This window comes from Paracidovorax avenae ATCC 19860, assembly GCF_000176855.2.
GTDB classification, from domain to species: domain Bacteria; phylum Pseudomonadota; class Gammaproteobacteria; order Burkholderiales; family Burkholderiaceae_C; genus Paracidovorax; species Paracidovorax avenae.
This window is the reverse complement of the sequence record NC_015138.1, coordinates 5,021,054-5,039,543: the sequence shown is the minus strand read 5'-3', so window position 1 is coordinate 5,039,543 and position 18,490 is coordinate 5,021,054. Positions and strand designations below refer to the sequence as shown.

The window sequence follows — 18,490 nt, the reverse complement described above, 5'->3', positions numbered from 1 at the left end:
CGCGGTCCACCGATGCTTCCGACCATGAAACTCTTTCCCAACGGCCATGCCACCCACCCGCAATGGCGCATGGCCGCCGCGCTGGTGCTGGCGCAGCTGCGCGCGCAGATGGCCTTGCCGCACTACGCCAGCGCGCCCACGCTCGGCGTGCTCTACATCACGGACCACTACGCGGAGGACGCGGAGGCGCTGCTCGATGTGCTCGCGGCCGAACTCCCGGAGGTGACCGACTGGAGCGGCACGGTGGGCGTGGGCGTGGCGGCGAACAATGCCGAGTATTTCGACGAGCCGGCCCTGTCGGTGATGCTGCTGGACCTGCCGCAGGACCAGTACCGCGTGTTCTCGGGCGTGGCGCCGCTGTCGCGCGGCGGTGCTTCCGCGGGCGGCTTCGTGCCGCACACGGCGCTGGTGCATGCCGATGGCGATACGCCGGACCTCGCCGAACTGATCGCGGAGATGTCGGACCGCACCGAGTCGGGCTACCTGTTCGGCGGCATCGCGGCGAGCCGCGGGCGCAGCGTGCAGTTCGCGGTGGGCGGCAACGGCAACATCGCGGGCCAGGGCGCGGCGCGGGGCGTGTTCGGCGGCGGTCTGTCGGGCGTGGCGTTCGGCAGCGGCGTGGGCATGCTGTCGCGCGTGACCCAGGGATGCCAGCCGGTCGGCCCGTTCGCGCAGATCACGCGCGCGCAGGACAACGTGGTGCTCGCGCTCGACGGCGAGCCCGCGCTGGACGTGCTGCTGGGCACGCTGGGCATCACCCTGGAAGGCGATCCACAGCCCGCGCTGCGCGCCCTGCACGCGACGCTGGCGGGCCTGGTGGACGAGGGCTCGCAGCCCATGGGGCGCACGGGCCATTTCGGCACGGACGTGCGCGTGCGGCATCTCGTCGGGCTGGATCCGATGCGGCATGGCGTGGCGCTCGCCGACAAGGTGGAGGAGGGCATGCGGCTCGCGTTCTGCCAGCGCAACGTGGCGGCGGCGCGCGCCGACCTGATGCGCATCTGCGCCGAGATCCGCGAGGAGCTGGCGCCGGAGCCGCAGGAGCCCGCGGCCGCCCCGCCGCCGTCGCATGCGGGCGAACGCGCGGCGCTGATGCGCGCGCTGGACCATGCCACCGGGGGCATGCCCGAGCGCACGATCATGGGAGCCATCTACGTGAGCTGCTCGGGCCGGGGCGGGCCGCACTTCGGCGGGCCCGGCGCCGAAATGCAGATCGTGCGGCACGCCCTGGGCGACGTGCCGCTGGTGGGGTTCTTCGCGGGCGGAGAGATCGCCCACCACCGGCTCTACGGCTACACCGGCGTGCTGACCGTGTTCACCTGCGCGGGCCCGGGCGAAGCTTAGGCCGCGCCCGGGTGCTCAGGCCAGCGCCGGTACGGCGGTGCGGCCCCGCGGCATGCCCGTGAAGGCGAAATCCACCTCGGGCACGATCCCGCTCACGATGCTGGCGATGGCGCGGCCCGAGCCGCAGGCATGCGTCCAGCCCAGCGTGCCGTGGCCGGTGTTGAGGAACAGGTTGGGCAGCTTCGTGCGGCCGATGAGCGGCACGTTGCTCGGCGTGGCCGGGCGCAGGCCCGACCAGAACTGTGCCTGCGAGGTGTCGCCCGCGCCGGGGAACAATTGCTCCACGCGCTTCACGATGGCCTCGCAGCGCACCGGGTGGAGGTCGCGGCCGTAGCCGTTGAGTTCCGCGGTGCCGGCGATGCGCATCACGTCGCGCGCCGGCTGGCCGTCCCGGGCCGCGCGGGTGTAACGCGAGAAGACCAGCTTGTATTCGTCGTCCGTCAGGCTGACCTCGTAGGCGGCGGAGGCATCGCGCACGGGCAGCGTCACCGAATAGCCCTTGGCCGGATAGATGGGCAGGCGCAGGCCCAGCGGCTCGGCCAGCAGCGGGCTGAACGAGCCCATGGCCAGCACGTAGGCATCGCCGCGCACGCGCTCGAAGCGGCCTTCCGCGTCGGTGATCTCCACGTGGTCGATGGCCCCGGCCGCAGTGCGCAGCGCCGTGATGTGGCAGCCCATGCGAAAGCGCACGCCGGCCTGTTCGGCCCGCTGGGCCAGCGCGCGCGTGAAGGCATTGGCGTCGCCGGATTCGTCGGCATCGGTGTAGGTGGCGCCCGCCAGCTGGGAGCGGATGGAAGCCAGGGCCGGTTCGATGCGCACGGCCTCGTCGGCGCTCACCACGCGGCGTTCGCAGCCGAGCTGGCGCATCTGCTCGGCCGGTGCGAGCGCTCCGTCGAATTCCTTGCGGCTGGTGTAGAAGTGCAGGATGCCCTGCGCTCGCTGGTCGTACTGGATGCCGGTGTCGCGGCGCAGCTGCTGCAGCGTTTCGCGGCTGTAGGTGCCCAGGCGCACGATCTGCTCGATGTTGTGGCGCGTGCGCGCCGGCGTGCATTCGCGCAGGAACTGCAGGCCCCAGAGCCACTGGCGCATGTCGGAGCGCAGGCGGAAGAGCAGCGGCGCATCTTCCCGGCCCAGCCATTGCAGCAGCTTGAGCGGGGCACCCGGGTTGGCCCACGGCTCGGCGTGGCTCACTGAGATCTGGCCGCCGTTGGCGAAGCTGGTTTCCGCGCCGGGCGTGGCCTGGCGGTCGATCACGGTCACTTCGTGGCCGAGCTGCTGGAGGAAATAGGCGGAGGTGGTGCCGAGCAAGCCGGCGCCGAGGACGATCACGCGCATCTTCAAACCTTTCGAGGGTGAAGCGCCGGGCGTGCGCGTGCAGGCAGCTATGGGTCGATAGCGTGCAGCAGGCGCGTGGCCCGGCTGCCGCTCCCCCTGTCCTTGGTACCTGAGAGATTCACCCCGCGGCCAACACGGCGCAGGGCTTGCTCCTTCGGTGCGCCACAGGCTGTGGCGGCTCTCCAGACGGCATTCGATGGTGTGCAGTACGGTACCTGAGCGTGTATGGGAGTTTGCGCCTTCGGTGGAACGCCAGCCGGGCCGGGCCGTTCGCTCTCCTGCGGGGCGGATCGTAGCAGCGAAACCGCGCCGCGCATAGCGTCCGGCGCGGCCGCGGGTTCAGCCGGCCTGCGGGAAGACGGCTTCGCCCAGGTTCAGCATCAGCCGGTTGGCCCAGGCGAACAGGGCGGCGGCGTGCAGAGCGTCCAGGATCTCGAGGTCGGACAGGCCGGCGTCGCGCAGCGGCTGCAGGTGCTGCGCGCCGAACGTGCCGGGCGTGCGCGTGAGCGCGGCGCTGGCCTGCACGATGGCGCGTTCGCGCGCATTGGTGCCGGCGGTGTCGGGTTCCTGGAAGATCTGCGCCATCACGTCGTTGCGCTTGGCCAGTTGCTCGAAGCGCTGGGCGTGCACGGAGGCGCAGTACACGCAGCCGTTCACGCGCGAGACCACGGTGCTGGCGACTTCGCGCTCGGCGCGGGCGAGGCCGCCCGGCGCGTACATGATGGCGTTGAAGGCCTGCGAGCGCTCGGACAGCACGCGGGGCTGGTGCGCCAGCAGCAGGTAGAAGTCCGACGTGCGGGCCTTGGGATGGCTGAGGTCGAGCACTGCGTTCTGCTCGGGGGTGGCCGTGGCGGGATCGAGCACGGGCAGCCAGGCTTTCCAGTCCAGCGTTTCGCTGGTGTAGCCGTTCACGCGCAGCGGCTCGCCGGGCGCGGGCAGGTTGGCGGGATGGACGAAGGGGGCGGCGTCCGCCGGTTGCGCTGCGGTAGCGGCCGGCGCGGCGCCTGTCTCGCCCAGTTGCGCCAGCGCGGCCACGCCGGCCACCACGCGCAACTGGTAGGTGACGAAGCCGATCAGCTGGGCGAGCAGCACCGTGTCCGGCACCGGGAGGCCCGCGGCGGGCAGGGCCTGCAGGGCGGCCTGGTCGCTTTCGGCGGGGTGCGTGGCGAGCGTGCGCGCGAAATGCACGATGGCCTGCAGGCGGGCGTCCGCGATCGCGGCGTCGGGCGCATCGACGAGCGCCTGCACGGCCGGCGGGGGATGCAGGGGCTGGAGGGCCGCGCGGTAGTGCGCCGCCAGCGCGGGCAGGCCGCTCACGCGGGCGATGTCGTGCGCCACGGCCAGGCGCTCGGCCTGCGTGAGGCCGCCGGGCAGGCCGGGGCCGAAGAGGGCGTCTTCGCAGCCCTGCGTGGCCGTGGCGACCTTGTCGCGCTGGTGGCGCACGGCATGGGCCGCGCTGCCGGGCACGAGGCCGGCGATGTGGTCGATGGTGTCGCGGGATGCGGTGGTGGTAGCGGCGGTGTCGGTCATTGGCAATCCGTTGCAGTGGGCAGGAAGAGAGGGCGGGGGCGGCAGGTCAGCCGGGCAGGACGCGCCGGGCGGTGTCCGCGGGCGTCCATTCGTCGCCCAGCAGTTCGGGCTCGGCATAGGCCTGCAGCACGCCGAAGTGGTAATCCACATCCTCGCGGTAGAACAGGCTGGCAAGGCCGGTGGCCAGCCGGCGCGCGCCGTCGCTGATGGCAGGGATGTCGCCCGAGACGGTGCCGTGCGACAGCGCGGCTGGATAGCAGAAGCAGTGCACGCGCTCCAGGCCGGGGCAGTCACCGGGCAACTTCTCCCGGAACTCGAACACGGGGCCCAGGTCGGGCGAGTCGGCCAGTTCCTGGTCTTCGTCGCCCGGCGGCGGGGTGTAGCGCGTGCCCCAGGTGCGCACGTGGGGAGCGATGGCCGCGAACTCGGGCTTCTGCGCCCAGTCGATGGCGAAACCGGTCGAGACGATCAGGAAGTCGAAGGCGAAGGTGCCGTGCGGCGTGGCGACATGCAGCGCGCCGTCGGCCGGGTTCTCCCGCACGCCCTGCACCGGGCAGCCCAAGTGGAAGAAGGCGTTGGGGTGGCGCGAGACGCGCAGCGTGCTGCCGTGCGGCGGCGGCACCTGCGTGGTGTTGATGTAGTGGCGGATGCGCCACTTCCAGGCGTCCGGCAGGTCGTGGTGGCCGTGCGTGAGGCCGGGCACGCCCGAGCCCTTGGACTTGTTGATGCGGGGCAGGTCGGGGCGGCGCACCAGCAGGTCCACGCTGGCGGCACCGGATTCCAGCGCCGTGGCGGCGCTGTCCATGGCCGACGAGCCGGCGCCCACCACGCCCACGCGCAGGCCGCGCAGCGTGGCGTAGTCCAGCACATCGGACGAATGCGCCCAGCGGCCGCGGCCGACCCCCTGCATGAAAGCCGGGATCTGCGGCCCGCCCAGGCCGTCGCGGCCGGTGGCCAGCACCACGCGGCGCGCGAACCAGGTCGTGGCCTGGCCCTGCGCCTGCACGTCCACCTCCACCAGCCCGTCGCCGCGCGGCCGCACGGCGGTGACCGCATGGCCGTTGCGCACGTCGGCCCGGGTGACGCGCCGGTACCAGCGCAGGTAGTCCATCCACTGCAGCCGCGGGATCTTGTCGAGCGCGGCCCAGGCGTCGTCGCCCCACTGGGCCTCGAACCACGCACGGAAGGTGAGCGAAGGCACGCCCAGCGCCGGGCCCGTCAGCTCCTTGGGCGAGCGCAGCGTTTCCATGCGCGCCGTGGTGGCCCAGGGCCCTTCGTGGTCCTCCGGCGCGCGGTCCAGCAGCACCGCAGGGATGCCCTGCTGCGCCAGCGCCATGCTGGCCGCCAGCCCCGCCTGGCCGGCGCCGATGATGAGCACGTCGATGACCGGCCGGCCCGCGTGCGTGCGCTGCGGCAGCCAGGCCTTCGCGCGCCAGTTGAGGGTCAGCAGATCGTGCTGCAGCCGCTGTTCAAGAGCAGCCAGCCCGGCCGCGCCCAGAGGGGAGGAGATAGCCATGGAAAAGATCGATGCAGTAGCAGAGCAGGTAGTGCGATGGGATGCGATGGCAATGCCGGGCCGGCTTCGTCACGGCGCCTGAAACCGGCGCGGCCCAAAGCCAGCGACCCCCGCGGAACTGGCTCCGCCAGGCCGCTGGGGGTGCCCCCCTTCCCGAGGCGCGCAGCGCCACGAGAGAAGGGGGGAGCGGCGAAGCCGCTCAGGGGGTTGTCCTCTAGTCCACGCTGATTTTCGCGTCCTTCACCACCTGCGCCCACTTGGCCCGGTCCTTGTGCACGGTCTGGGCGAACTGCTCCGGCGTCTCGATGCGCACCGTGTTGCCCTGCGACTCGAAGCGCTGGCGCACCTCGGGCTGTTCCAGCACCTCGCGCAGCGCGGTGTTGAGCTTGCGCACGATGGCCGGGTCCGTGCCCTTGGGCGCGAAGATGCCGAACCAGATGGAGCTGTCGAAGCCCTGGGTGCCGGGCAGCCCGCTCGATGCGATGCTGGGAACCTCCTTCACGGCGGCCACGGGCTTCGCGGTGGTCACGCCCAGCAGGCGCACCTTGCCGGCCTTGTAGTGCGGCAGCACGGTCTGCACCTGGTTCATGATGCAGCAGGTCTCGCCGCGCACCACCGACGTGATGGCCTCCGGGCCGCCCTTGTAGGGCACGTGCACCATGTTCAGGCCCAGGCGCGCGTTGAATTCGGCGAACGCCATGTGGGTGCCGGCGCCGTTGCCGGTGGAGGCGTAGTTGTACTTGCCGGGATTGGCCTTCACGATGTCGACGAATTCCTGCAGCGTCTTCGCGTCGATCACGTTCGGGTTCACGGTGAGCACGTTGGACACGTCGATGAGCGTGCCCACGGGCACGAAGTCGGCCTCCACGTCGAAAGGCAGCGTCTTGTAGAGCGCGGCATTGCTGCCGTGCGTGGCCGCGGTGCCGAAGGCCAGCGTGTAGCCGTCCGGCTTCGCGCGGGCGACGTACTCGCTGGCGATGTTGCCCGCGGCGCCGGACTTGTAGTCGATGATGACCGGCTGGCCCAGCTTCTGGCTGAGCGGCTCCTGCACGGAGCGGGCCACCACGTCCACGCCCGAGCCGGCCGGGAAGCCCATGATGAGCGTGACGGGCTGGCGCGGCCAGTCGGCGGCGCCGTGCGGATCCGCCGCGAGGGCGGGGGAGGCGGCGGCCAGGGCCGCGGCGGCGAGCGCGGCGGCACCCAGCCAGGAGAAGGAATCGGAAAGACGGCGCATGCGAAGGGTCCCAGGAAAGAACAGGATCCCTGCCCGGACAGGGCCGCCCGGGTGGGGCGGTCCGGTGGGAAGCAAGGAATGCGCCATTGTGGGCAAGGCTTCATGCCCGCCCGCCCATATGGTTATGGGGTATGGCCCCCGGCGCCGGCCGGGCGGCAGGGGGATCAGCGCCGGTAGGGATCGTCGGGCCGGCGGTCGTAGCGGTTGGGCACGCCGTCGCCGTCGCGGTCCCACCCGCCACGGCGCATCTCCCAGCGGCCGCCCTGCTGCACCCAGCCCGGCTGGCGGTACACATAGCCCGGCCGCGCGCGCAGCCAGTGGCCCGGAACCCAGACGTGGCCGCGGCCGCGCCATTCCCAGTGGCCCTGTTCCCAGACCATGCCGCGGCGCGGCGGCGGCACGCGTTCATAGCGGGGCGGGGGCGGCGCGGACCAGCGCTCCAGCACCACGGGCGCGGGCGCGACGTACTGCGGACCGGATTGCACGATGACGGTGGCGCTGGTGGCGGCCTGCGCGGCGGTGGTCACCGTGCCCATGGCGGCGGCCAGCGCGAGCGAGGCGGCGGAGAGGGACAGGGCCTGGCGGTGGGTCATGGAAGTCTCCTGAAAGGCTCGGAATCCCGGTGCCGGGCCCGGTCGGCCCCGGTGGTCCCGGTCATCCATGGCCCCATGCTCGCCGCGGAGCGTCAACGCCGTGTCGCCCCGGTGTCGCCGCCGTGCGAAGCGGTGTGTGCAGGTGTTTCCCGCGTTCGTCCGCACGGGTGTCAGCGCGCCGCGCCCAGCTCCGGCCAGATGGCGGCCCAGTCGTGCGGGCGCAGGTCCTTGCGCGTGACCTGGCCGCCCGTGGCCTGCTCGATGGCCACGCAGTTCAGCGGGGAGGGGATCCGCCGGGCGTAGCCGTGCTGCCACTGCCGGATCTGCGCGTCGCTCTTGATCGGCGACCCGTACTGCGCCATGCGCAGCCGGAGCTGGCGGACGCTCAGGGCGCCGTGCTGTTGGAGGTATTCGTGCAACGTCATGTCCCGCCCCGTGGAAAGTAGCAATTGCTCTGGATTCTATTTTTGCAAAGTAGCAAAAGCAACCGTAGCGTGTGCTACTTTCCGCACCATGGACGAAACCGCGTTGCAACTGTATCGGCGCCAGCGCCTGGATGAGGCGATTGCCCATCTCACGGCGGGCAACGTCACCGCGTTCGCGCGCCTGCTGGGGTACCGCGACGGGGCTTTCGTGCGGCAGATGCTGTCGGGATCGCGCGCAGTGTCGGACAAGACGGTGCGAGCGATCGAGACGCTGCGCGGCATGCGCGCCTGGTTCCAGGCGGACGGAGAGGCGCCCCTGCAGGCGGGCGAGCGGGACCCGGCCTATCCGGATGCGGAGACCGGCGCGGGCATGGATGCCGTGCTGGTGCTGGAGGTGCGCCGCCAGCAGGACCTGGGCGCGCGGCAGGGCGCCGAACCCGCCTGCACGGCGGACGGCGGCATGCGCACCATCGCGCTTACCCACGAGTGGCTGGAGCGCCGCAGCCTGCGCGCGCGCGACCTGATCGCCGTCGCGGTGGGCGACGACAGCATGCAGCCGTCACTGCATCCCGGGGACGTGGTGGCGGTGGATACCCGCGAGCCGTCGCCGGCCGACGGGCAGGTGTTCGTGGTGGACTACGAGGGCGCCTGCCTGGTGCGGCGGGTGGTGCGCGACAGCGGTGCATGGTGGCTGGCCGCGGAGAACGCGCTGCGGTTCCCGCGCAAGCAGCTCACGGCACCCTCTGCCCGGCTCGTCGGGCGGGTGGTGCACGTGCACAGCGAGACGCTGTGAGCCGCGCGCTGCCGCCCCGCCTCGGCGGGGCGCCAGCCCGTCAACTGGAAACGCTTCGCAGCGGCAGGGCGCTCCTCGCCGTCCACACGCCCTGGCGCAACTGCTTTTTCGTGTAGAGGCCCCGCAGGTAGTCCACCTGGTAATCCTCGTGCGCGGGAAGTTCCGAGAACTGGAAGTTGGCGAGGTCCATGAGCCGGGTCGTGTTCGTCGCGGCGTCGTAGCGGCCGATCTGGAAGAGCGGCTCCTGCAGGTGCTGGAGGTGCGACATGCCGTCGGTGAGCATGACGAGGGCGCCGTCGGCCACCGCCACCGCCTGCGGGACGATGGCCATGCCGCAGGAGGTGACCAGCTGCAGGTCCAGGGCCCTGGCCTGCGGCCCCAGCGTCTGCGCCACGGTGTTCATGGCGTTCGCCACGACCTGCTTGGCATGGTCCAGGCACACCTCCAGGCCCACCGCCATCTCGTCCCAGAAAACCAGGTTGTCCAGGTTCTGGTCCGGATTGAGCTGGAAGCTGTAGGTGGTGGTGGGGTCGAGGTTGGCGTGCCAGTCCTGGGGCGGGCCGTCGATGTGGGAGATGTAGTGCTTCTCCATGAGGATGTAGGGCACGCTGGCATCGAGGCGGGCGCGGCTGCCGCGCAGCATGATCGCGGTGTTGAGCAGGTTCATCCGGTGGTCGTCCTGCATCGGAAGCACCGAGCAGACCGTGCCGGCGACAACGACCCAGTCGCGGAACAGCGTCGAGCCCTGGATCACGGCGTAGAGCATCTCGGCCAGCGCATAGCGTGCATCTTCGGGATAGGAACCGAAGCTGGTGTCCCGCAGGAAGCGGTCGCCGGCGGACTCTTCGCGGGAGGCCTTGCGGAAATAGAACTCCGGGGCGATGAACACCTTCAGCGTGCGGGCGTCCTGCATGCCCTCCACGTTCTGGAGGGTGGTGGCCGTCCAGAACAGCACGTTGACGAGGCGCTGGGCGCGCGCCTGCAGGTCCGGATCGTCCAGCCGGATGCGGGGCGCGCCCGAGCGGGAGTCCACGCTGCCGGGCGGCGTGGGATAGAAGGTCGGCACCATGTAGCTCAGCGGCAGGACCGAGGTGTAGCCGCCGGTCGGCAGGATGTCTTCGATGGTGATGGGCACGTGAAACCTCTCTCTCTTGGGGGGGGTGGGAAAACCGGGGCGGCGTGCTTTCGCGCACGTCATGCGGCCTGCCTGAGCAGCCAGTAGATTTCCTTGACGGTCTGCAGGGCGATGGTCTGGTCCTCCGCGGGCACTTGCGCCAGCGGCAGGCCGCGGGACACCGACAGCCCCGGAAAGACCTCGATGGGCACGCCGTTCGTGTCCGTGGACAGCGGACGGGGTTCGGGCACGCCGGCGAAGGCGTGGCGCAGCAGCGAGACGGCCATGCCCAGCGCCACGAGCGCGAGCAGCGCGAGCACCGTGACGAGCAGCCTGATGGGCGGGATGGGGATCTTGCGGATCAGGCTGGCGATGAACATCACGGCCATCAGGGCATCGATGTTCAGTGGCGAATTCAGCACGCGCACCATCTCCGTCTGCACGAGCAGCCCGGGCTGCTGCAGGAAATCGACGGCATAGCTGCGCTGGCGCACGACCACGGGCACCGGGACGCTGCGCGTGCCCAGGGTGTTGTCCTCGGCCTGGTAGGCGACGCGGCTCCAGCCCGGCGAGATCGCCTCGGGCGCGGACAGCTGCAGCCATCCGAAATCGCTGCGCGGCAGGGCGATGTCCGGGGCCGGGGCCTGCACGATGAAGAAGCCCGCGGGACTGCCGGCGCCAGGCCCTGCCGCCTGCCGGTATGCCGTGGGGAAGGCGACCACCACCACCTGCTCCGGCAGCGGGCGCCATGCAGGCTCGGTGCGCGGCATGGGCGGCTCGTGTGCGGGTCAGCCGGCGCGGCCCCGCGCCATGGTCGCTTCGTAGAGCGCCAGGCCCTGGACGATCGCGGCGGCGCTGACGGCGAGCGACCCGAAGATCACCGGCGAGGGCTGCTCGCTGCGCAGGGCCTGCGCCATGAGCGCGTAGCCCGCATCGGCCTCCGGCAGGGCGGTCGCGTTCAGCGCGGCGGCCGCGGCCAGGGGCGCGTCGACGATCGAGCCGGAGGCTGCCATGTCAGGCGCCCGGGGCGGCCGGCAGGTTGTAGAGCTTGCGGATGCGGTCCAGCACCTTGTTGTTCTCTTCGGTGATGACGCGCATCTGCTCGTCGGCATCGCCTTCCACGCCCAGCAGGGCGATGTTGGTGGCCACCCTGGTCATCGATTCGGCGATGTCCTCCACGGCCTTGCCCAGTTCCTCGATGGATTCCTGCGGTTTCATGCTGTCTGCTCCTTGTCTGGGGTGTTGGCGGCTGCGGCCGGCGCGGGGGCCGGCCTCCAGCCGTCGGATTCGGCCATCCGCGTGACCACGGAGGAATTCACGAACCCGATGCATTGTGCGAAGCTGCCGGGGCCGTGCACGACCTCGTGGTCGTCTTCGATCGTGCTGGATGCGAGCACCGAGAGCACGCCCGTGCCCTGGTTGCGGATCACGTAGCAGTCCCCGCTGTCCAGCGCGGCGCTGAAGCCGCTGCGCAGCCTGCCCTCGATCTGCTGCATGAGCAGCCGGTTGTGCTGCTCCATCGGGGCGAGGGTCCGGGAAAGGGATTCGTCCATTCCGCGCTCCTCAACGGGTGGGCAGTGCGCCGGGCACGGCCTGGAGGCCGGCCAGCGCCTGGGCGGCTTCACCGCCGGCGAGCACCTCCGTGGCGGAGCGTGCGGTGGCGGGCTGCAGGTCCTGCACCTGGTTCACCGCCTGCGCCAGGATGGCAAGGTGCAGCCGGTTCATGGCGTCCTGCCGGGCCACCTGGTTCTGCGCGCTCAGCTGGTTGCTCGCGACCTGGTTCGCGTAGGCCTGGTTCGACAGGGCCGACGGCTGCTGGGCGGTGGCCATGCCCGACAGGGCCACGGCTTCGATCACCGCGGCCGGCAGGCCTTCGCCGCCGGTGATGTCCTTGATTTCGATGCGTCCCATGTTTCCTCCCTCGTCGCGGAAATGCGGGGCGGCCCGGGGGCCGCCCCGCCTGCGCCGCCGGTATTACCGGCGGATGCGGGTCACCTGGATGACCACCCCCGGCTTCTCGATGCCGATCTGGATGTCTTCCTTGGCGATGTTGCCCGGGATCAGGATCGGCGTGGCCCCGGGCGGCACGACGAGCATGCCGTCCTGCACGCGCAGGCCCAGGTCCACCAGCGCCTTGAGGTCCTTCAGCAGGCCCTTTGGCGGGATTCCGCCGGGCGAGCCCGTGAAGGCCTGCAGCACGCTCTTGAGGTCGGCGATGGTCTGCGCGAGCTCGTTGCTCGTCAGCACATCCACCGCGGAGCGCGCCTCCAGGGGGCCGATGTTCCCGATGGTGTTGGTGGCCTTGGCCACCAGCGGCAGCCCGAGTTCGCCGACCGCGCGCTGGTTCGACACCGCGTTCTGCTGCCCGAGGTTGCTGGTGCTCACCACGTTGGAATAGGCGAGGTTCGACAGCATCGCCGGCTGCTCCGAAATCGCTTTCAGATTGCCGATCGCCACTGCGCTCACCACTTGTTCGTCAAGCATGTTCTGCCCTCCGTTTCAGGCCCTGCGGCGCAGGGCGTCAGCCCTTGAAGGCCTGCAGCGTGGCCTTCATGTCGGCGATGGTCTGCGCCAGCTCGTCGTTGGTGAGGATGTCCACCGCGGAGCGGGCTTCCAGCGGGCCGAGGTTGCTCACCGTGTTGGAGGCCTTGGCCACGATGGAGATGCCCAGTTCGTTCATGGCCTGCTGGTTGGCGACCGCGTTCTGCTGCGACAGGTTGGTGTTGGCCACCGTGTTCGAGTAGGCCAGGTTGGACAGCATCGCAGGCTGCTCCGAGATGGCCTTCAGGTTGCCGATGGCGACGGCGCTCACTACTTCTTCGTTCAAAGCCATGGTTTCTTCTCCTCGTTGGTCAGGTTGTTGAGATGTGACATGGCGGCTTGCCTACCGCCGCCCCGGAATGGGGAGGATGGCTTGCGCCCGGCCGGGGCCGTGCGCGAACGCATGCGTTGTCCGGGCCGCGCGGCCGGTCAGCCGGCGGTGCCCCGGCGGTTCTGCATCATGTCCATGTCCCGGATCAGCTTCTCGATGTCCCGTGTCAGCTGGTCGATCGTGTCCTGGTTCTTGCAGTTGTCGATCATGGCGATGCTCTTGGCGGTGGCGGCCATCTGCACCTGGTTCATCGCCTGCTGCTGGCTCAGCGCGATCTGCTGCTGCATGTTCTGGTTGAAGATCTGCTGCGCCAGCGCGAGGTTGGCCAGGATCGCCGGCTGCTCGCCGATGGATTTCGCGTTCGAGATCGCGATGGCCTGTATGACATCGGACGGAAGCGAATCTGACATGGAGCCCTCCAGTGGTGTTGTCGTGTGCCGCGGTGTGGCCGCGTGCTGGATGCCATCTTATTTTTGGGCGCCGCGGCCCGGAAGTATCGTTACGGTTAAGCCCGCCGCCGCGTTACCGTAACCGTGCAGGCCCGGCGCAGCGGCGCCGGGCCGGACACTGCGCGCCGCCCACGTAGCACCGCGCGTATCAGCGCTGCCACGGCCGCCGGCCGCACCCATCCCGCTATCCCTCGATTCGTGCGAAGCTTTTCGCGGGGGACGGCTGCCGCGGCACCGCACGCAGTCTCCCCGCATAAGAACGAACAGACGAATGAGGGAATTGACTGTGAAAGACGGGAACGAGGACATCAGGGAGGAGGACGTCCGCGCCGCATGCGATGCGATCGTGCGGAGCGAGTCTTTCGCGAAGGCGCACCGGATGCAGCGGCTGCTGCGCTTTCTCGTGACGCAGGCGATCGCGGGCGACAGCCGCAACACCAGCGAGTACGCCGTCGGCATCGAGGTATTCGGCCGGGACCCGGCCAGCTTCCTGCCGTCGGAGGACCCGATCGTGCGCGTGCAGGTGGGCCGCCTGCGGCAGCGGCTCGACGCCTACTACGCGGGCAACGATCCGCCGCACGGCATCGAGATCCATATTCCCGTCGGCACCTACATGCCGGTGGTCCGGCGCCGCGGCGCCGCGCTGCGCGATGCCGGGTTCGCGCACCTGCTGATGCTCCAGCCGCTGCACTGCATCGCCGAACGGGTGGACGGGCAGGCATTCGCCTACGGGCTGCACGAGGAGTTGCTGGAACAGCTCTACAAGTCGTTCGGCGACGTGCTCATGGCGTCGGGGCCGCCGCCTGCCCCTGCGGCCGCCGCCGGACCGGTGCCGCGGTGCGCCCAGCGCCTGGTGGCGCGCCATTCGATCGAAGGCAGCGTCCGCATCGATGCGGAGCGCATCCGCGCGTCGATACGGCTGGTGGATTCCTCGCTGCGCCGCATCACCTGGGCGCGCAATTTCGACCGCTCCGTGCAACTGGGCATCGAGCAGCAGGAGGAGCTCGCCGCCTGCATCTGCAGCGCGCTGCGCCAGATATTCCGGCGCTGAGGGTCAGCGCCGCATCGCGGTGAAGGCCTCGAACTCCCAGCGCCGCATCGCCAGCAGCACGGTATAGCCCTCGCGGTCGCGCTCGGGCAGGCGCTGGTCGGCGAGGTGTTGTTGCGCGAAATCGTGCGCCACGCGCTGCAGGCGCTCCTGGAAGGCGGGCGCGAGGCTGCGCCCGATGGCGCCATGCACCATCAGCACGCCTTCGCCCGGGCCGTCGAAGCCGCCCGAAAAATAATCGAGCAGGGCATGGTCGCGGAAGTAGTGCATCACCGGGCCATGTGCGCGCCAGCGGAAGGTCTTGGCGAGCTTGAGCCGGTAGCGGTTGAGCGGGCGCAGCTCGATGATACCGATGCGGTCGAGCTGCGCGAGGTACTTGACGCCTTCCGCGTCCGAGAGCCGGTAGGTGCCGAGGATCTGCTCCAGCGTCCACTGGCTCAGCACGCAGATGGCCATGAGCAGCAGCTTCTTGTCGGCCACCACGGCCCGTTCCTGCTCCAGCGAGAGCTGGTCGAGCAGGGGCTGGCTGTCGGCCACGCGGCGCGCGAGGTCGGCGAAATCCAGCCGCAGCGCGCGGCAGATGGCGTCGATGCGCGACAGCGGCATGTCGCCGCGCGCCAGCATGCGCTTGACACTGGATTCGGCCATGCCCAGGGCCTGCGCGAGGTCGGCATACGTCATGTGCGCGGCCTTGAGTTCCTTCTTCAGGGCGATGACGAGGTCGGCGGTGGTGCTCATGGGTATCGATTATGGATACTGCGAGTGGCCGGCGGCAGTGCTGGTTGCACCGGGCGATGCTGAAGGCCGGGCGCGGCACGAGACTGCCCGGCACATCCACTGCACGCGCCTTCCATGCACCCCCTCGCTTCCTCTTCCTGCACCGCGCCCCTGCCGCCGTCCCGCCGCGAAGGCATGCTTTGCGCCGTCCTGCTGGCCGGCGTGGCGCTGGCCCTGGCGGGGCCCTTCGTTCCGCCCGGGCCGCAGGCGTATGCCTATGCCGACCAGCGCACGCTCTGGGGCCTGCCGCATGCCATGGACGTGCTCACCAACCTGCCGTTCGCGCTGCTGGGGCTTTTCGGGCTGGCGCGGCTGGCAGCCCGGGTGCGCGAAGGCGCGCTGCGGGCGGCCACCGCGGCGGCGGCGGGCCTGTTCTTCGCGGGCCTGCTGCTGACCGCCGGGGGATCGGCGCTCTACCACTGGCAGCCCCACGGCATCACGCTGCTGGCGGACCGCGCCGGCATGCTCGTGGCGTTCGCCGGCATGCTGGCGCTCGCGGTGGACGAGCGCATCGGCGCGCGGGCCGCCGCCCTCGCGGGGGCCACGGTGCTGGCCGGCGGCGCGGCTGCGCTGCGCACCTGGGGCATCACCGGCGACCTGTGGCCCTGGGCCGTGCTGCAGGGCGGCGGCATGCTGCTCCTGCTGGCCCTGGCGGCCGATGCGTGGTGGTGCCAGCGGGCCGGCCGGGCACCGATGCCGGGGCGGCTGGGCGTTTCCCTGGCCGCGGTGATCGCCTGGTACGGCCTGGCGAAACTGCTGGAGGCTGGCGATGCGGCGGTGTTCGCTGCCACGGGGCACCTGGTGTCCGGCCACAGCCTCAAGCACCTGGCCGCGGCGATGGCGGCCTGGCCGCTGCTGGCGGCGCTGGCCCCGGGCCGGTATTTCGCGCGCTGCGAGCGCGGCACGCCCTGGCGCGGGCGGCGCGAAGGCACAATGCCCGCCGGCGCGAAGGTGAAATGACGCGATTTCCACACACTCCCCAGGAGCACGGCATGAGCCAGGAACAGATCCGCATGGCGGCGACGGAGGCCGCCTCCCCGCCGGATGGCGGGCACGAGAGCCACCCCAACCAGTTCGCGCTGCTGCGCCAGCGGCGGTTCGCGCCGTTCTTCTGGACGCAGTTCGCGGGGGCCGCGAACGACAACCTCTTCAAGTTCGCCTTCACCGTGATGGTGACCTACCAGCTGAGCGTGTCGTGGATGCCGCCTTCGATGGCGGGGCTGGTGATCGGCGCGCTCTTCATCCTGCCGTTCCTGCTGTTCTCGGCCACGTCGGGCCAGCTCACGGACAAGATCGACAAGACGCGCATGATCCGCGTCGTGAAGAACCTGGAGATCGCCATCATGCTGGTGGCGGCCTGGGGCTTCCTGGCAGCCAGCCCCGTGGTGCTGCTGGGCTGTACCTTCCTCATGGGGCTGCATTCCACGCTGTTCGGCCCGGTGAAGTTCGCCTACCTGCCGCAGGTGCTGTCCGAGCGCGAGCTCACGGGCGGCAACGGGATGGTGGAGATGGGCACCTTCGTCGCCATCCTGCTCGGCCAGGTCGCGGGCGGCCTGCTGGTGGCCGTGCCCGGCGTGGGCCATGCCTGGGTGGCGACTGCCTGCGTGGTCGTCGCGCTCGCGGGGCGGGCGGTGGCGCAGTTCATCCCGAGCGCGCCGGCCACCGATCCGGGCCTGGTCATCAACTGGAACCCGGTCAGCGAAACCTGGCGCAACCTGAAGCTGGCGCACGGCAACCCGGTGGTGTTCCGCTCGCTGCTGGGCATCAGCTGGATGTGGTTCTTCGGGGCGGTGTTCCTCTCGCAGTTCCCCAGCTTCGCCAAGGAGGTGCTGCATGGCGACGAGCACGTGGCCTCGCTGCTGCTGGTCGTGTTCTCGGTGGGCATCGGCATCGGTTCGCTGCTGTGCGAGGTGCTTTCGCGCCGGCAGGTGGAGGTCGGCCTGGTGCCCCTGGGCGCGATCGGCATGAGCGTGTTCGCCATCGACCTGTATTTCGCCTCGCGCGGCCTGCCGCCCGCACCCGCCATGGGCCTGGGCACCTTCCTGGCGCAGCCCGCGCACTGGCGCGTGATGGCGGACCTGCTGCTGCTGTCGCTGTTCGCCGGCCTCTACAGCGTGCCGATGTACGCGCTCATCCAGATGCGCAGCCAGCCCACGCACCGCGCGCGCATCATCGCGGCCAACAACATCCTGAACGCGCTCTTCATGATCGGCAGCTCGGTCATCGCGGGCGCGCTGCTGTCGGCCGGCTGGAGCGTGCCGCAGGTGTTCCTGTTCACCGGCATCGCCAATGCCCTGGTGGCCGGCTACATCTTCCTGATCGTGCCGGAATACCTGCTGCGCTTCGCGGCCTGGGTGCTGTCGCGGCTGGTGTACCGCTTCCGCGTGCGGGGCGATGCGCATATCCCCGCGCAGGGCGCGGCGGTGCTGGTCTGCAACCACGTGAGCTTCGTCGATGCCGTGCTGCTCATGGCCGCGAGCCCCCGCCCGATCTATTTCGTAATGGACCACCGCATCTTCCGCGTGCCCGTGCTGGGCTGGCTGTTCCGGCTCGCCAAGGCGATTCCCATCGCGCCCCAGAAGGAGGATGCCGCCATTTACGAGGCCGCCTTCGAGCGCGCGGCGCAGGTGCTGCGCGAAGGCGACCTGCTGGCCATCTTCCCCGAGGGCGGCATCACCCGCGACGGGCAGCTGCAGCTGTTCAAGGGCGGGATCATGAAGATCCTGGAGCGCGCGGCGGCCGAAGGCGTGCGGCCTCCGGTGGTGCCGATGGCGCTCACCAACCTGTGGGGGTCCTTCTTCAGCCGGGTGGACGGCAACGCCATGGCGCGCCCGTTCCGCCGCGGCCTGTTCAACCGCGTGGGGCTGAACGTGGGCGCGCCGGTGCCGGCGGAAGCCGTGCAGCCCGAGATGCTGCAGGGGCGCGTGGCGCAGTTGCTGGACCGGTGATGCAGGGCGAAGACAGCGGCGCGCTCGCGTTGCGCATCATGGATTTCCTGCGGGGCATCGGCCTGCCGGTGCGCGAGGCGCCGTTGCCGGACGGCTCCTTCCTGCCCGGCGTGCGCATCGAGCGCGGCGGGCTCTGCGTGGACCGTGAGCGGCTGGCGTGGCCGGGCGACCTGCTGCACGAGGCGGGCCACCTGGCGGTGGTGCCTGCCGCGCTGCGCGCGGGCATGGACGACGCGCTGCAGGACCTGCCGGCCGTGGAGCACGGGGGCGAGATCGAGGCCACGGCCTGGGCCTGGGCGGCCTCCTGCCACCTCGGGCTGGATGACGCCGTGCTGTTCCACGATGGCGGCTACCACGGGCAGGCGCAGAGCCTGCGCTTCACCTTCGGCATGGGCGTGTACCTCGGTCTCGCGGGGCTCGCCGCGACAGGCATGGCGCTGTCGCCCGTGCAGGCTGCGGCGCAGGGAGGTGAGCCCTACCCGCGCATGCAGGTCTGGCTGCGCCCCTGAACC

General features: G+C 70.7%; 22 protein-coding genes and 1 riboswitch. Of the genes, 6 read left to right on the top strand and 16 right to left on the bottom strand.

Annotated elements, in window-relative coordinates:
- Positions 1–24: 24 nt before the first annotated feature.
- Positions 25–1,344 (top strand): FIST signal transduction protein, encoded by a 1,320-nt coding sequence (locus ACAV_RS21885; RefSeq protein ID WP_013596761.1) that lies wholly within the window; start codon positions 25–27, stop codon positions 1,342–1,344.
- Positions 1,345–1,359: 15 nt separating this feature from the next.
- Here the strand turns inward: ACAV_RS21885 and ACAV_RS21880 are convergent, their stop codons facing one another.
- The 6 genes from ACAV_RS21880 to ACAV_RS21855 form a co-directional block, all read right to left on the bottom strand.
- Positions 1,360–2,679, bottom strand: coding sequence for a D-amino acid dehydrogenase (locus ACAV_RS21880; protein WP_013596760.1), 1,320 nt, complete (start codon positions 2,677–2,679; stop codon positions 1,360–1,362).
- Between the two features lie 86 nt (positions 2,680–2,765).
- Positions 2,766–2,875, bottom strand: a riboswitch (glycine riboswitch).
- A 143-nt stretch (positions 2,876–3,018) separates the two neighbouring features.
- Complete coding sequence (locus tag ACAV_RS24265; RefSeq protein ID WP_013596759.1) at positions 3,019–4,209, bottom strand: CMD domain-containing protein; 1,191 nt, start codon at positions 4,207–4,209, stop codon at positions 3,019–3,021.
- Positions 4,210–4,255: 46 nt separating this feature from the next.
- Positions 4,256–5,725 (bottom strand): SidA/IucD/PvdA family monooxygenase, encoded by a 1,470-nt coding sequence (locus tag ACAV_RS21870; protein WP_013596758.1) that lies wholly within the window; start codon positions 5,723–5,725, stop codon positions 4,256–4,258.
- Positions 5,726–5,939: 214 nt separating this feature from the next.
- A complete protein-coding gene (locus tag ACAV_RS21865; RefSeq protein WP_013596757.1) occupies positions 5,940–6,959 on the bottom strand; it encodes a Bug family tripartite tricarboxylate transporter substrate binding protein in 1,020 nt (339 codons plus the stop codon).
- 164 nt (positions 6,960–7,123) lie between these two features.
- Positions 7,124–7,552, bottom strand: coding sequence for a YXWGXW repeat-containing protein (locus ACAV_RS21860; RefSeq protein WP_013596756.1), 429 nt, complete (start codon positions 7,550–7,552; stop codon positions 7,124–7,126).
- A 170-nt stretch (positions 7,553–7,722) separates the two neighbouring features.
- Positions 7,723–7,977 (bottom strand): transcriptional regulator, encoded by a 255-nt coding sequence (locus ACAV_RS21855; protein ID WP_013596755.1) that lies wholly within the window; start codon positions 7,975–7,977, stop codon positions 7,723–7,725.
- An 88-nt stretch (positions 7,978–8,065) separates the two neighbouring features.
- On the opposite strand from ACAV_RS21855, the gene ACAV_RS21850 reads away from it, so the two are divergent.
- Positions 8,066–8,770 (top strand): S24 family peptidase, encoded by a 705-nt coding sequence (locus ACAV_RS21850; RefSeq protein ID WP_013596754.1) that lies wholly within the window; start codon positions 8,066–8,068, stop codon positions 8,768–8,770.
- A 40-nt stretch (positions 8,771–8,810) separates the two neighbouring features.
- Here the strand turns inward: ACAV_RS21850 and ACAV_RS21845 are convergent, their stop codons facing one another.
- From ACAV_RS21845 to ACAV_RS21805, 9 genes are all read right to left on the bottom strand, one after another.
- Positions 8,811–9,905: a hypothetical protein gene (locus ACAV_RS21845; protein ID WP_013596753.1), complete on the bottom strand. Its 1,095-nt coding sequence runs from the start codon at positions 9,903–9,905 to the stop codon at positions 8,811–8,813.
- Between the two features lie 59 nt (positions 9,906–9,964).
- Positions 9,965–10,654 (bottom strand): hypothetical protein, encoded by a 690-nt coding sequence (locus ACAV_RS21840; protein ID WP_013596752.1) that lies wholly within the window; start codon positions 10,652–10,654, stop codon positions 9,965–9,967.
- A gap of 18 nt (positions 10,655–10,672) precedes the next feature.
- Positions 10,673–10,897, bottom strand: a complete 225-nt coding sequence (locus ACAV_RS21835) for a hypothetical protein (protein WP_013596751.1) — start codon at positions 10,895–10,897, stop codon at positions 10,673–10,675.
- A gap of 1 nt (position 10,898) precedes the next feature.
- The gene (locus tag ACAV_RS21830; RefSeq protein WP_013596750.1) at positions 10,899–11,102 is read right to left on the bottom strand and encodes a hypothetical protein; all 204 of its coding nucleotides are present in this window, start codon (positions 11,100–11,102) and stop codon (positions 10,899–10,901) included.
- A complete protein-coding gene (locus tag ACAV_RS21825) occupies positions 11,099–11,437 on the bottom strand; it encodes a hypothetical protein (protein ID WP_013596749.1) in 339 nt (112 codons plus the stop codon). The genes ACAV_RS21830 and ACAV_RS21825 overlap by 4 nt, the downstream gene beginning before the upstream one ends.
- A gap of 10 nt (positions 11,438–11,447) precedes the next feature.
- Complete coding sequence (locus tag ACAV_RS21820) at positions 11,448–11,795, bottom strand: hypothetical protein (protein WP_013596748.1); 348 nt, start codon at positions 11,793–11,795, stop codon at positions 11,448–11,450.
- A gap of 63 nt (positions 11,796–11,858) precedes the next feature.
- On the bottom strand, positions 11,859–12,368 hold the full coding sequence (locus ACAV_RS21815; RefSeq protein WP_013596747.1) for a hypothetical protein: 510 nt from the start codon (positions 12,366–12,368) through the stop codon (positions 11,859–11,861).
- 37 nt (positions 12,369–12,405) lie between these two features.
- Entirely contained in the window at positions 12,406–12,717 is a 312-nt protein-coding gene (locus ACAV_RS21810) for a hypothetical protein (protein WP_013596746.1), read from the bottom strand.
- Between the two features lie 137 nt (positions 12,718–12,854).
- A complete protein-coding gene (locus tag ACAV_RS21805) occupies positions 12,855–13,166 on the bottom strand; it encodes a hypothetical protein (protein ID WP_013596745.1) in 312 nt (103 codons plus the stop codon).
- Positions 13,167–13,491: 325 nt separating this feature from the next.
- Here ACAV_RS21805 and ACAV_RS21800 point away from each other — a divergent pair, with 325 nt between their 5' ends.
- A complete protein-coding gene (locus tag ACAV_RS21800; RefSeq protein ID WP_218918154.1) occupies positions 13,492–14,256 on the top strand; it encodes a hypothetical protein in 765 nt (254 codons plus the stop codon).
- A gap of 3 nt (positions 14,257–14,259) precedes the next feature.
- Here ACAV_RS21800 and ACAV_RS21795 read toward each other — a convergent pair whose 3' ends face one another.
- Positions 14,260–14,991 (bottom strand): helix-turn-helix domain-containing protein, encoded by a 732-nt coding sequence (locus ACAV_RS21795; RefSeq protein ID WP_013596743.1) that lies wholly within the window; start codon positions 14,989–14,991, stop codon positions 14,260–14,262.
- 114 nt (positions 14,992–15,105) lie between these two features.
- Here ACAV_RS21795 and ACAV_RS21790 point away from each other — a divergent pair, with 114 nt between their 5' ends.
- From ACAV_RS21790 to ACAV_RS21780, 3 genes are read left to right on the top strand one after another with little or no spacing between them, the layout of a single operon-like run.
- Complete coding sequence (locus ACAV_RS21790; protein WP_013596742.1) at positions 15,106–15,990, top strand: hypothetical protein; 885 nt, start codon at positions 15,106–15,108, stop codon at positions 15,988–15,990.
- 53 nt (positions 15,991–16,043) lie between these two features.
- Complete coding sequence (locus tag ACAV_RS21785; RefSeq protein WP_174270310.1) at positions 16,044–17,978, top strand: MFS transporter; 1,935 nt, start codon at positions 16,044–16,046, stop codon at positions 17,976–17,978.
- Entirely contained in the window at positions 17,978–18,487 is a 510-nt protein-coding gene (locus tag ACAV_RS21780; RefSeq protein WP_013596740.1) for a hypothetical protein, read from the top strand. The genes ACAV_RS21785 and ACAV_RS21780 overlap by 1 nt, the downstream gene beginning before the upstream one ends.
- Positions 18,488–18,490 lie beyond the last annotated feature (3 nt).